Genomic DNA, 12,420 nt, shown 5'->3' on the forward strand with positions numbered 1-12,420 from the left:
CGGCCATGGCCCGCCCGCTGCGACGCAGCCGTCCCCGCACCCCTCCTCCCTCCTCCCGATCCCCCTGCGGTAGCAGCCCCGGCCGATTCCCGGCCATGGTCCGCCCGTGCGACGTAGCCTTCGGCCGTCCCCGTCCCCGTCCTCCCCCCTCTCTCCTCCCTCCTCCCTCCCCTCTCCTCGATCCCCCCGCGGTAGCAGCCCCGGCCGATTCCCGGCCATGGCCCGCCCGCTGCGGCGTAGCCTTCGTGCATGGCAGAGAGCAAGGTGGCGAAGGTCGGGCGGAAGAAGCCCGAGACGCATCTGGGGATGGTGCGGCGGGCCCGGCGGATCAACCGCGAGCTGGCGGAGCTGTACCCGTACGCGCACCCGGAGTTGGACTTCGACGGGCCGTTCCAGCTGCTGGTGGCGACCGTGCTGTCGGCGCAGACCACCGACCTGCGGGTGAACCAGACCACGCCGGCGCTGTTCGCGAAGTACCCGGCGCCGGAGGACCTCGCGGCGGCGGTCCCCGAGGAGCTGGAGCAGATCATCCGGCCGACGGGTTTCTTCCGGGCCAAGGCGAAGTCGCTGATCGGCCTGTCGATCGCGCTGCGCGACCGTTTCGGCGGCGAGGTGCCGCGCAAGCTGGAGGACCTGGTCACGCTGCCGGGCGTGGGCCGCAAGACCGCCAACGTGGTGATCGGGAACGCGTTCGGAGGGGCCGGCATCACCGTCGACACCCACTTCGGACGGCTGGCCCGCCGCTTCGGCTGGACGGCCGAGGAGGACCCGGAGAAGGTCGAGGCCGACGTGATGGCGATCTTCCCGAAGTCGGAGTGGACGATGCTCTCGCACCGGGTGGTGTTCCACGGCCGCCGGGTCTGCCACGCCCGCCGCCCCGCCTGCGGGGCGTGCCCGATCGCTCCGCTCTGCCCGTCGTACGGGGTCGGCGAGACCGACCCGGAGCAGGCCCGCAAGCTGCTCAAGTACGAGCTGGCCGGGCAGCCCGGCCAGCGCCTGCGCCCCCCGGCGGACTTCCCGGGCGAGGCCGCGGCCCGCGCCGAACTGGCCGTCGGCCACCCGCTGCCGGACACCGACCCGCAGGCCCTGCCGACCGCGGAGGAGGCTTCGTGACGACGTTCCCGACCCCGCCGGTGCTGCACCGGGACGGCCTGCCGCAGTGGCTGCTGCCGGTGCGGGAGGCCGCCGAGCGGGCGGTGCCCGAGCAGCTGAGCCGGTTCCTGCCGCCCGCCGAGGGCGGCCGCCCGTCGGCGGTGCTGATGCTGTTCGGCGAGGGTCCGGCGGGGCCGGACCTGCTGCTGATCGAGCGGGCCCGCAGCCTGCGTTCGCACGCGGGCCAGCCGTCCTTCCCGGGCGGCGCGCTGGACCCGGAGGACGGCGACCCGGCGGGCGGCGGCCCGCTGGCGGCGGCGCTGCGCGAGGCGGTCGAGGAGACCGGCCTGGACGCGGCGGGCGTGCAGTTGTTCGCCCGGCTGCCGGCCCTGTACATCCCGGTCAGCGGGTTCGTGGTGACGCCGGTGCTGGGCTGGTGGCGGGAGGAGTCGCCGGTCGCGGTGGTCGACCCGGCGGAGACCGGCGCGGTGTTCCGGGTGCCGCTGGCCGAGCTGACCGATCCGGCGAACCGGGCGAAGCTGCGCCACCCGTCGGGCTTCACCGGTCCCGCGTTCCAGGTGGCCGGCCGCCTGGTGTGGGGCTTCACCGCCGGGGTGATCGACCGGGTGCTGCACTTCAGCGGCCTGGAGCGCCCCTGGGACACCCGCCGCACCGTCGAGCTGTCCGAGGAGGCCGTGACGCTGGCCCAGCGCCACGGCTCCTGACCCGCCGGCCGCTCACCGCCCGAGCGGCGCCATGGTCGACACGGTGTCGCCGTTCTCGTACGAGTCCCAGTCGGTGGTCACCGAGCTCGCCGCCGACCCGATCACCCCGAGCACCAGGTAGATCACCAGCAGCGCCTTCGCGGCCCCGGTCAGCACAAGCGGCCGGGTCGCGGAGCGCACCGGCTCGGAGTCGGCCGGGTCGCCGAACACGGCCTTGGGGTAGGCCGCGGTGAGCATCATCAGGTACGCCTGGAACCGCATCCGGTAGCGCAGCACCGCGGCGGTGGCCTCGAACAGCGCCTGCGGCATCCGCCCGAGCACCAGCACCACCAGCCAGCTGATGAAGGACACCGCCCACCAGCCGGTCTGCAGCAGCCCCTGGACGATCGCGGCGGGGATCGCCAGCAGCAGCCGGAAGAACACCGCGAGCCGGTTCAGCGGCCCGCCGGCCCGCAGTTCGATCCGGACGGGGTGGTCGGCGGCGTCGAACCGGAACGGCGGGTAGCGGTCGGTGACGAGCAGCAGGGAGGCGTAGACCCGGGTGTCGTACGCCAGGTACCCGCTCAGCCAGCCGGCCGCGAACCGGGGCAGCCGGCCGGCGAACAGCGCGCCGAACCAGCCGATCACCACGACCACGAAGGCGACGATCGACAGCAGCCACAGCACCACGTACTGCGGGACCAGCAGCAGCAGGCGCAGCAGCACGGTGAGCCGGTTCTGCGGGCCGGGTGGCGGGATGTCCAGGGCGGGCTGGAACTCGGTGCGGTCCACGACCGGCGCGTCCCACCTGGGTTGTTCCATGGTTCGGCTCCCTGTTCCCTGGTCGGCTGAGCGGAAGGTCGGATGGTCAGACCGTCCCAACCGCCCCGGCCGCGCTGCCCGCCGGACTGACCCGATCGGGCGACGGCCGGGGACCGCTGTCCCCCGCCCGGCGGGACATGGGAGGGTGTTCGGGTGAACGTCCTGGATCTGCTGTTGATCGCCGCCGCGCTCGGCTTCGCCGTCTCCGGCTATCGGCAGGGGTTCGTGGTCGGTGCGCTGTCGGTGCTGGGTTTCCTGGGCGGCGGCCTGGTCGCCGTCCAGTTGCTGCCGCTGCTGCTGCGCCACCTCTCGCCGGGCACCACCGCCTCGGTGGTGGCCGTGGTGGTGGTGATCGTGCTGGCCGCGATCGGGCAGGCGGTCACCACGCACTTCGGGTGGAAGCTGCGCGGCCGGATCGGCCGGGCCAAGGTGAAGACCCTGGACGCGGTCGGCGGCGCGCTGGTCAACGTGCTGTCGATGCTGCTGGTGGCCTGGCTGATCGGTTCGGCGCTGGCGGGCACCTCGCTGCCCACCGTCTCCAAGCAGGTCCGCAGTTCGAAGGTGCTCAGCACGGTGCAGGGCGCGCTGCCCGCCGACGCCCCGAACTGGTTCTCCGACCTCAGCCAGGACCTGGCCCGCAACGGCTTCCCGCAGGTGTTCAACCCGTTCGAGCAGGAGCCGATCACCGAGGTGGAGCCGCCCGACCCGGAGCTGGCCAACAGCCCGGGCGTGCTGAAGGCCAGGGGCTCGCTGGTGAAGGTGCTGGGCACCGCCGCCTCCTGCGGCAAGACCCTGGAGGGCTCCGGCTTCGTGTTCGCCCCGCACCGGGTGATGACCAACGCCCACGTGGTGGGCGGTGTCGACGAGCCGACCGTGCAGATCGGCGGCGCCGGCCAGCTCTACGACGCGACGGTGGTCCGCTACGACTGGCAGCGCGACATCGCGGTGCTGGACGTCCCGAAGCTGAACGCCCCGCCGCTGTCCTTCGCGGGCGAGGCCCGTTCCAACGACTCGGCGATCGTCGCGGGCTTCCCCGAGAACGGCTCGTTCAACGTCCAGCCCGCCCGCATCCGCGGCCGGATCCAGGCCAACGGCCCGGACATCTACCACCGCGGCCAGGTCGTCCGGGACGTCTACTCGGTGCGCTCGCTGGTCCGCCAGGGCAACAGCGGCGGTCCGCTGCTCACCCCGGAGGGGCAGGTGTACGGGGTGGTGTTCGCCAAGTCGCTGGACAGCTCCGACACCGGCTACGTGCTGACCTCCGCCGAGGTGAAGGACGACGTCACGCAGGGTGCCACCGCCAGCGGGAAGGTCAGCACCGAGGGCTGCGCGCTGTGACCGTCCGCTCGGCGAGCACACTCTGACGGCCCGTCCGCCGGGCCTGGTAGCGTCGGCCGAGCTCACCCGAACGGCCCAGCCGGGCCGCCATGGACAGGAGCCCCACAGGAGGTCGGACACACGTCATGATGGGTCACTCGCACGCGGTCAGCGGCGCCCTGCTGTTCGCGGCCACCGCGCCGTTCGTCCCGCCGCTGATGGGCCTGCACCTGCAGCCGGCGGACGTGCTGATGGGCACCGTGCTGTGCGCGGGCGCGGCCCTGCTGCCGGACCTGGACCACCACGACGGCACCATCGCCAACTTCCTCGGCCCCATCTCCAAGGTGCTGTGCCAGTTCGTGGCCTGGATCTCCGGCGGCCACCGGCACGCCACCCACTCGCTGCTGTTCGTGGCGCTGATGGGCGGCGGCAGCTGGGCCGGGATCACCTACGGGGGCCGGAACTTCACCATCGGCCTGACGTTCTTCCTGCTCGCGATGGCGATCAAGGCGCTGCACCTGCACCCGCCGGGGGACGGGCCGCAGGGCTGGATCACCGTGATGGGCCTGGCCGCGCTCGGCACCTTCGGCATGCTCAACTGGCTGCCGAGCGCCCCGGGCTGGCTGCCGTACGCGGTGGCCCTCGGCACGCTGGCGCACCTGCTGGGCGACTGCCTGACCAAGCAGGGCTCACCGCTGCTGTGGCCGCACAAGGAGCGTTACGAGGTCGTGCTGATCAAGCGCACCGGCAACAAGGTGGAGACCAAGATCCTGGTGCCGGTGATGACGCTGGCGACCTTCGCGCTGCTGCTGTGGTCCACCGCGATCTCGCCGACCGTGCTGAGCTGAGCCGGCCCGCCGGACGAACGGCCGGGGCCCGGGCGGAGGATCTCCGCCCGGGCCCCGGCCGTTCGCACCTGCCGGGCGGGTTCACCCCTCCCGGCGGAGCCGGGCGCCGACCCAGCGGGCGCGCCGTCCGATGATCTTCGGAATGCCCAGCCGGTACCCCGCGCTGCGTGGCGTCCGCTCGGCGGGCTCGTAGGGCCATTCCGGCTGCGGCACGTGCTGCTGCGAGCTGCTGCTGCCACGGCGGCGTCGGCGCGGCTGGGCTTCTCGATCGGGCATCCAGGTCATACCGGAGGGATTCCCCCGGCCCGGCCGGAGTAACCGCCGCCGGACCCTCCTCCTGGCCTATGCGTTTGTCATATGAACGCAGTCAACTGGGCCGGAGCGGCGACCGGTTGGACCGCCCCCGCTCAACGCCCCTCGTGCCGCCGGACCCACTCGATCAGCTCCGCGGTGAACTCCTCCGGAACCTCCTCGTGCGGGAAGTGCCCGACCCCCGGCAGCAGCCGCCACCGGTACGGCGCGGACACGTACTCGCCCGCCCCCAGCGCCGTCCGCGACAGCAGCACCGGATCGGAGGCGCCCTGCACGTGCAGCACCGGCGCGCCGATCTGCTTCTTCATCCGGCGCGCGAACTGGATGCCGTCCGGCCGCGCCATCGACCGCATCAGCCAGCGGTACGGCTCGATCGAGCAGTGCGCGGTGCTCGGCACCCGGATCGCCGCGCGGTACGCCGCCACCGCCTCCGCGGACAGCAGGTTCGGCCCGGTCCAGGCCCGCAGGTACTCGCCGACCAGCGCCCCGTCGTCCGCGACCAGCCGGCGCTCCGGGATCCACGGCCGCTGGAAGCCCAGCACGTGCTCGAACGCGGCGATCTGCTTGCGGTCGGTCAGCAGCGCCCGGCGCAGGTGCCGCGGGTGCGCCGCCGAGACCACCGTCAGGCTGCGGATCACCGAGGGGCGCATCACCGCCGCCACCCAGGCCAGCGTGCCGCCGGTGGCGTGCCCGACCAGGTGCGCCTGCTGCTCGCCCAGCGAGCGGATCACGCCGGTGACGTCCAGCGCCAGGTTGCCCGGGTCGTAGCCGCGCGGGGTGCGGTCCGAACCGCCCATCCCGCGCAGGTCCAGCGCGACCGCCCGGAAGCCCGCCCCGGCCAGCGCCGTCAGCTGGTGCCGCCACGCCCACCAGTACTCGGGCCAGCCGTGCACCAGCAGGACCAGCGGCCCCTCGCCGAGCTCGGCGATGTGGAAGCGCGCGCCGTTCGCCGCCAGGTCCCGGTGCGTCCACGGCCCGGCCGAGCGGACGCTCCACGGCTCACCGGGAAGGGGCGGCACGGGCCCGGGCGCGGTCTCATCCACTGGCTTCTGGTCCAACGACATACCCGCAGCCTGTCACATCCGCACCCCCCGCACCCGCCCGGCGCCCACGCCCGCGCGCAACCGTTACCGGCCGCCGCTCACTGGATCCGGCCCAGCGCCCGGTCGATCTCCTCCTTGGTGGCCGGCCGGGGCTTGGCGTTCTTCAGCACCTGCGCGGTGGCCTGGGCGCCGGCGATGGTCCGCTCCGGCTTCCGGACCTTCTTGAAGTACCGGACCATCAGGAACGCCAGCAGCAGCGCGATCAGCACGTACGCCCCGCCGACGATGGCGAACGACCAGCCGGTGGTGATGCCCAGCGCCTGCAGGCCCCAGGCGAAGGCGAAGGAGAACATCGGGATCGACGCCAGCGCGACCACGCCCGCCACCACGCCCGCCGCGGTGCCGATCCCGCCGCGCACCACGTCGGCCTTGATCTCGGCCTTGGCCAGCGCGATCTCGTCGTGCACCAGGCTGGACAGCTCGGCGGTGGCGTCGGCGAACAGCTCGCCGACGGTCCGCTCGCCCTCGTGCGGGGTGCGGCCGTTCGGGGGTGCGGCTCCTGCGGCCATCGGGAGGTCTCCGTTCGAAGGGCTGGGTGAGGCGTCCTGAGCGGCCGTCACGCGAGTGTGTGTCAGCTCAGCATCATGCCCCTACCGGCGAGTCGGGCACCACTCCGGGTACCCGCCCGACGGCGTGTCATCCCTGGCGTTGGTACACATCGGGGACGCCGTCGCCGTCCTCGTCCCGGTTCTCCTCGTCGTACAGCTCCCGGTAGTGCCGGTTGCGCCGCTTCAGCAGCAGCGAGCCGACCACCGCGCAGGCCAGCGAGCCGACCAGCACGGCCTCCTTGCACAGCTGGGCCAGGTGGTGGTCGTCCGGGAACGCCAGGTCGCTGATCAGCAGCGACACCGTGAAGCCGATGCCCGCGACGGTGGCCAGCGCCACCAGGTCGGACCAGGTCAGCTGCGGGTTCAGGGTGGCCCGGGTGTAGCGGGCGGCCAGCCAGGTGCCGCCGAAGATGCCCACCGACTTGCCGACCAACAGGCCGATCACGATGCCCAGCGGCGCCGGCTGGGTGAACACCTCGCCCAGGATCTCCGCCGACACCGGCACGCCCGCCGCGAACAGCGCGAACACCGGCACCGCCAGGCCCGCCGACAGCGGCCGCACCAGGTGCTCGATGTGCTCGCCGGGGGACTGCTCCTCGCCCTCCTCGCGGTAGCAGCGCAGCAGCAGGCCCATCGCCACGCCCGCCACCGTCGCGTGCACCCCGCTCTCGTGCATCAGCGCCCAGATCACCACCGCCAGCGGCACGTACAGCCACCAGCCGTGCACCCCGCGCCGGTGCAGGAACCAGAACAGCACCAGCCCCGCCAGCGACGCCCCCAGCGCCCAGAACTCGATCCCGGACGAGTAGAAGACCGCGATGATCAGGATCGCGATCAGGTCGTCCACCACCGCCAGGGTCAGCAGGAACGCCCGCAGCGCGGACGGCAGGTGACTGCCCACCACCGCCAGCACGCCCAGCGCGAAGGCGATGTCGGTCGCGGTCGGGATCGCCCAGCCCGCCGGGTGCCCGTTCGGCGCCGTCACGTTGACCACCGTGAACAGCACCGCGGGCAGCAGCACCCCGCACACCGCCGCCACCACCGGCAGCACCGCCGCGCTCGGCGTCCGCAGCTCCCCGGCCACGAACTCGCGCTTCAGCTCGATGCCCGCCACGAAGAAGAAGACCGTCAGCAGCCCGTCCTGCGCCCACGCCTCCAGCGGCAGGTCCAGGTGCAGCGGCCCGCTCGGCCCGATCGTGTACGCCAGCACCGCCTCGTACGCGTGCGGCCAGACGTTCGCCCAGACCAGCGCGCAGGCCGCGGCCACCAGCAGCAGCACGCCGCCGACCGTCTCGGTGCGCAGCGCGTCGGTGAGGTAGCGGCGCTCGGGCAGCGACAGCAGGCCGAGGAAGGGACGGCGGTTGTCGGACGACGGGCTGGCCACGGCGGGGGACCTCCTGGGGCGGGCGGCATGCGGACACACGGGTGGTGCAGTGCCGACCAGACTTCCCGGCGCGCCTCAGGTTCTTGGTGATTCCTTGACATCCTACGGCGCGTGACAAGCGGGCAATCGGTTCGTCCCACTTTATGGGGATTCCGGGGCAGGCTCCGGCGCGCTGACCCGGATGGGTTCGGCCGGATGCGGACGACCCGCCGGGTTCCTAGGGTCGGCGGCAGAAGCGGGTCGCCACCCCGGCGGCCCGCTCCGTCATGGAGGAACCGATGCCCAGTCAGGAAACCGAACCCATACCGGTCCAGGCCGTGGGTCCCCGAGCGGAAGGAGACGTGGGCGCCGACACCGCCCAGCCTCCGTTAACCGACCCGGACCTCGAGCACCTGCTGCGCCCGCTGTTCGCCGCCGGCGCCCCCGAGGGCGGCCTCGCCGTCGCGGTGATCCGCGGCACCGAGCGCACCGTCGCCTGCCGCGGCTACGCCGACCGGGCCGGGGAGCGCCCGGTCCGGGCCGACACCCGGTTCGAGCTCGGCTCGGTCACCAAGACCTTCACCGGCCTGCTGCTCGCCGACATGGTCGCCCGCGGCGAGGTGTCCTACGACGACCCGATCGACCGCTACCTGCCCGCCGAGGTACTGCCCGGCTACCCGCACGAGCGCCCGATCACCCTGCTGCACCTGGCCACCCACACCTCCGGCCTGCCCCGGCTGCCGGTCGGCCTCGCCCCCGCCGCGGTGCCCCGCTGGTTCACCAGCCCGTACGCCACCTTCAGCGCCGCCCACCTGCTGCGCGCGCTGCCGCGCACCCCGGTGCGCGGCACCCCCGGCACCCGGGTCCGGTACTCCAGCCTCGGCGCCGGGCTGCTCGGCCTGGTGCTGGAACGGGCCGCCGGGCAGCGCTACCAGGAACTGCTCACCGGGCGGGTCTGCGAACCGCTCGGCCTGATCGACACCTCCTGCGGCACCGGCCGGGACGAGACCACCGGCTACCGGCGCGGCCGCTGGATCCCCTCGTTCAAGGTCCCGGCCCTGCCCGGCGCGGCGGCCCTGCGCTCCACCGCCGACGACATGCTGCGCTACCTCCAGGCCCACCTGGCGGTGGACGCGGTGCCGATCCCCGAGCGGACCGGCGCGGCGGCCAGCCTGCGCACCGCGCTGCGCGAGGTCTGCCTGCCCCGGGTCGCCCGGCGCGGGTCCGGGCTGCGGATCTGCCTGAGCTGGCACCACCGCCCGGACGCGGAGGCCGAGGTGGTCTTCCACAACGGCTCCACCGGCCGCTGCACCGCCTTCGTCGGCTTCGACCGGGCCGCGCAGACCGGGCTGGTCGCCCTCGCCGGGCCGCTGGCCACCGGGCGGCGCCGGTTCGCCCAGACCGCGTACGACACGCTGCGGGCGCTGACCCGCTGACCCGCTGACCCGCGGCACCGCACGGGGCGGGCCCCGATCCGCAGCACGCGGATCGGGGCCCGGCCCTTCTGGCCTGCGGTGATCAGCCCTCGGTGCCGGCGGCCGGGAGCTGGGACTGGATCAGGTTCATCACCGAGGAGTCGGCCAGCGTGGTGGTGTCGCCCACCTCGCGGCCCTCGGCGATGTCGCGCAGCAGGCGGCGCATGATCTTGCCGGAGCGGGTCTTGGGCAGCTCGGAGACCACCTTGATCTGCTTCGGCTTGGCGATCGGGCCGAGGGTGCGGCCGACGTGGTTGCGCAGGTCCGCGATCAGCTCCGGGCTGTCGGTGGCGGTGCCGCGCAGGATCACGAAGGCCACGATCGCCTGGCCGGTGGTGGCGTCGGTCGCGCCGACCACGGCGGACTCGGCGACCGCCGGGTGGCCGACCAGCGCGGATTCGACCTCGGTGGTGGAGATGTTGTGGCCGGAGACCAGCATGACGTCGTCGACGCGGCCGAGCAGCCAGATGTCGCCGTCCTCGTCCTTCTTGGCGCCGTCGCCGGCGAAGTAGCGGCCCTCGAAGCGTGACCAGTAGGTGTCGACGTAGCGCTGGTCGTCGCCCCAGATGGTGCGCAGCATGGAGGGCCAGGGTTCGGTGAGCACGAGGTAGCCGCCGGATCCGTTGGGCACTTCGCGGGCCTCGTCGTCGACGACGGTGGCGGCGATGCCGGGCAGGGCGCGCTGGGCGGAGCCGGGCTTGGTCTCGGTGACGCCGGGCAGCGGGCTGATCATGATGGCGCCGGTCTCGGTCTGCCACCAGGTGTCGACGATCGGGGTCCGGTTCGCGCCGATGTGCTCGCGGTACCAGACCCACGCTTCGGGGTTGATCGGCTCGCCGACCGAGCCGAGCACCCGCAGGCTGGTCAGGTCGAACTGGGCGGGGATGCTGTCGCCCCACTTCATCCAGGTGCGGATGAGGGTGGGCGCGGTGTAGAGGACGGTGACGCCGTACTTCTGCACGATTTCGAACATCCGGCCCTGGTGGGGGGTGTCGGGGGTGCCCTCGTAGATGACCTGGGTGGCGCCGTTGGAGAGCGGGCCGTAGACGATGTACGAGTGGCCGGTGACCCAGCCGATGTCGGCGGTGCACCAGTAGACGTCGGTGGCGGGCTTGAGGTCGAAGACCGCGTTGTGGGTGAAGCTGGCCTGGGTGAGGTAGCCGCCCGAGGTGTGCAGGATGCCCTTGGGCTTCCCGGTGGTGCCCGAGGTGTAGAGGATGAACAGCGGCTGTTCGGCGTCGTGCGCCTGGGGGGTGTGCTCGGCGGACTGGCCGTCGACCAGTTCGTGCCACCACACGTCGCGGCCCTCGGTCCAGGCCACCTCCTCGCCGGTGCGGCGCACGACCAGGACGCTGCTGACGCCGTCGACCTTGGTCAGCGCCTCGTCGATGGCGGGCTTGAGCGCGGAGGGCTTGCCGCGGCGGTAGCCGCCGTCGGCGGTGATGACGACCTTGGCGTCGGCGTCCTTGATCCGGGAGGCCACGGCGTCGGCGGAGAAGCCGCCGAAGACCACCGAGTGCGCCGCGCCGATCCGGGCGCAGGCGAGCATGGCGACGACCGCCTCGGGGATCATCGGCAGGTAGACGGCGACCCGGTCGCCCTTGGCGACGCCGAGTTCCTGCAGGGCGTTGGCGGCCCGGGAGACCTCGTCCTTGAGCTGCGCGTAGGTGATGGCGCGGCTGTCGCCGGGCTCGCCCTCGAAGTGGATGGCGACCCGGTCGCCGTTGCCGGCCTCGACGTGGCGGTCGACGCAGTTGTAGGCCACGTTCAGCTTGCCGTCGGCGAACCACTTGGCGAACGGGGGGTTCGACCAGTCCAGGGTCTCGGTGGGCTCGACCGCCCAGCTCAGCCGGCGGGCCTGCTCGGCCCAGAACGCCAGCCGGTCCTCGGAGGCCTGCGCGTAGGCGTCGGCGGTGACGTTGGCGGAGGCCGCGAGCTCCGCGGGCGGGGCGAAGCGCCGCTCCTCCTTGAGCAGGTTGGCCAGGCTCTCGTTGCTCAACGCGCACTCCTCATCGAGTCTCAAATACCGGGGAACCCCGTGCGGAGGGATTGTCCCGTGTGTCCCAGCGCACAGCTCACCAGGCCAACGGCTCCGTTGACAAGAGCTGCCGGGAAATTGGTGTAGACCTTTGATCGGGCCGGGGCTCCGCCCCAGGTGGGCGCCGCCCGGCGCTCCCGCCGGTCCTCACGACGTCTTCCCACCCCCCGCGCCGGTCAATCCCGCGCAGCACCTTGACGCCCCCGGTGACCGGTACTCCACTGACAGTGCGCATTCCATCACTGTGCGCATTCGTGACGGGGGTACCGCCATGACCGCAACCCCACCCCTCCCCGGCGACTTCGCGGTCGTCCGGATGGACGGCCGCACCGGCCGGCTGATCCGGATCGGCCAGTTCCTCAACGGCGACGGGTTCGCCGACTACGAGCACGCCTTCGTCCACGTCGGCGACGGCCGACTGGTCGAGGCCCAGCCCGGCGGGGCCCGGCTCGGCCGGCTCTCCGACTACGAGGGCGTTCCCGCCCGCTGGTCCACCGGCCGCGTCCCGCTCACCGACGAACAGCGCGCCGCGGTCACCGCGGCCGCCCACCGCTACCTCGGCACCCCCTACAGCTTCGCCGACTACCTCGCCCTCGTCGCAGCCCGCCTGCACCTCCCGGCCGGCCCCCCGCTGCGGCGCTTCGTCGCCAGCACCCGGCACATGATCTGCTCCCAGCTCGTCGACCAGTGCTACCAGGACGCCGGCGTGCACCTCTTCACCGACCACCGCTGGCCGGGCTACGTGACCCCCGCCGACCTGGCCCGGCTGCTGGAGTGACACGGCGGTGCGCGGGGGCG

General features: G+C 73.1%; 12 protein-coding genes. 6 read left to right on the forward strand and 6 right to left on the reverse strand.

The genetic code is table 11. The annotated features are described in order from the left end of the window. Positions 1-249 precede the first annotated feature (249 nt). Both nth and EDD39_RS08545 read left to right on the forward strand, forming a co-directional pair. Positions 250-1,113, forward strand: a complete 864-nt coding sequence (gene nth / locus EDD39_RS08540; protein WP_244256652.1) for an endonuclease III — start codon at positions 250-252, stop codon at positions 1,111-1,113. After that, on the forward strand, positions 1,110-1,817 hold the full coding sequence (locus EDD39_RS08545) for an NUDIX hydrolase (protein WP_123554497.1): 708 nt from the start codon (positions 1,110-1,112) through the stop codon (positions 1,815-1,817). Before nth ends, EDD39_RS08545 begins: the two co-directional genes overlap by 4 nt. Before the next feature lie 12 nt (positions 1,818-1,829). Here the strand turns inward: EDD39_RS08545 and EDD39_RS08550 are convergent, their stop codons facing one another. After that, a complete protein-coding gene (locus tag EDD39_RS08550; RefSeq protein ID WP_123554499.1) occupies positions 1,830-2,618 on the reverse strand; it encodes a DUF4389 domain-containing protein in 789 nt (262 codons plus the stop codon). A 153-nt stretch (positions 2,619-2,771) separates the two neighbouring features. Here EDD39_RS08550 and EDD39_RS08555 point away from each other — a divergent pair, with 153 nt between their 5' ends. Together EDD39_RS08555 and EDD39_RS08560 are read left to right on the forward strand one after the other, a co-directional pair. Beyond that, a complete protein-coding gene (locus EDD39_RS08555; RefSeq protein WP_123554500.1) occupies positions 2,772-3,956 on the forward strand; it encodes a MarP family serine protease in 1,185 nt (394 codons plus the stop codon). Between the two features lie 125 nt (positions 3,957-4,081). Continuing rightward, positions 4,082-4,783, forward strand: coding sequence for a metal-dependent hydrolase (locus EDD39_RS08560; RefSeq protein WP_162869975.1), 702 nt, complete (start codon positions 4,082-4,084; stop codon positions 4,781-4,783). A gap of 81 nt (positions 4,784-4,864) precedes the next feature. Here EDD39_RS08560 and EDD39_RS08565 read toward each other — a convergent pair whose 3' ends face one another. The 4 genes from EDD39_RS08565 to nhaA form a co-directional block, all read right to left on the reverse strand. Beyond that, complete coding sequence (locus EDD39_RS08565) at positions 4,865-5,059, reverse strand: hypothetical protein (RefSeq protein ID WP_227480321.1); 195 nt, start codon at positions 5,057-5,059, stop codon at positions 4,865-4,867. 131 nt (positions 5,060-5,190) lie between these two features. Next, positions 5,191-6,159, reverse strand: a complete 969-nt coding sequence (locus EDD39_RS08570) for an alpha/beta fold hydrolase (RefSeq protein ID WP_244256655.1) — start codon at positions 6,157-6,159, stop codon at positions 5,191-5,193. Between the two features lie 77 nt (positions 6,160-6,236). Then, a complete protein-coding gene (locus EDD39_RS08575; RefSeq protein ID WP_030907823.1) occupies positions 6,237-6,707 on the reverse strand; it encodes a phage holin family protein in 471 nt (156 codons plus the stop codon). Positions 6,708-6,834: 127 nt separating this feature from the next. Further along, the gene (gene nhaA / locus EDD39_RS08580; RefSeq protein WP_123554504.1) at positions 6,835-8,130 is read right to left on the reverse strand and encodes a Na+/H+ antiporter NhaA; all 1,296 of its coding nucleotides are present in this window, start codon (positions 8,128-8,130) and stop codon (positions 6,835-6,837) included. A gap of 341 nt (positions 8,131-8,471) precedes the next feature. Between nhaA and EDD39_RS08585 the strand changes: the two genes are divergently transcribed. Further along, positions 8,472-9,545 carry a serine hydrolase domain-containing protein gene (locus EDD39_RS08585; RefSeq protein ID WP_244256657.1) on the forward strand — a complete coding sequence of 358 codons (1,074 nt, stop codon included), beginning with the start codon at positions 8,472-8,474 and terminating at the stop codon, positions 9,543-9,545. A gap of 82 nt (positions 9,546-9,627) precedes the next feature. On the opposite strand, the gene acs is transcribed toward EDD39_RS08585, so the two are convergent. Continuing rightward, positions 9,628-11,583 carry an acetate--CoA ligase gene (gene acs, locus EDD39_RS08590; protein WP_123554507.1) on the reverse strand — a complete coding sequence of 652 codons (1,956 nt, stop codon included), beginning with the start codon at positions 11,581-11,583 and terminating at the stop codon, positions 9,628-9,630. 310 nt (positions 11,584-11,893) lie between these two features. Between acs and EDD39_RS08595 the strand changes: the two genes are divergently transcribed. Then, positions 11,894-12,400, forward strand: a complete 507-nt coding sequence (locus EDD39_RS08595) for a C40 family peptidase (RefSeq protein WP_123554509.1) — start codon at positions 11,894-11,896, stop codon at positions 12,398-12,400. The last annotated feature ends 20 nt before the right edge of the window (positions 12,401-12,420 follow it).

It is taken from the genome of Kitasatospora cineracea (assembly GCF_003751605.1).
Lineage (GTDB): Bacteria > Actinomycetota > Actinomycetes > Streptomycetales > Streptomycetaceae > Kitasatospora > Kitasatospora cineracea.

Excerpts from the sequence above, each read along its gene's own strand:
- nth (WP_244256652.1), top strand. The coding sequence starts at position 250 with ATGGCAGAGAGCAAGGTGGCGAAGGTCGGGCGGAAGAAGCCCGAGACG.
- EDD39_RS08565 (WP_227480321.1), bottom strand. The coding sequence starts at position 5,059 with ATGCCCGATCGAGAAGCCCAGCCGCGCCGACGCCGCCGTGGCAGCAGC.
- EDD39_RS08550 (WP_123554499.1), bottom strand. The coding sequence starts at position 2,618 with ATGGAACAACCCAGGTGGGACGCGCCGGTCGTGGACCGCACCGAGTTC.
- EDD39_RS08570 (WP_244256655.1), bottom strand. The coding sequence starts at position 6,159 with ATGTCGTTGGACCAGAAGCCAGTGGATGAGACCGCGCCCGGGCCCGTG.
- EDD39_RS08575 (WP_030907823.1), bottom strand. The coding sequence starts at position 6,707 with ATGGCCGCAGGAGCCGCACCCCCGAACGGCCGCACCCCGCACGAGGGC.
- EDD39_RS08595 (WP_123554509.1), top strand. The coding sequence starts at position 11,894 with ATGACCGCAACCCCACCCCTCCCCGGCGACTTCGCGGTCGTCCGGATG.
- EDD39_RS08560 (WP_162869975.1), top strand. The coding sequence starts at position 4,082 with ATGATGGGTCACTCGCACGCGGTCAGCGGCGCCCTGCTGTTCGCGGCC.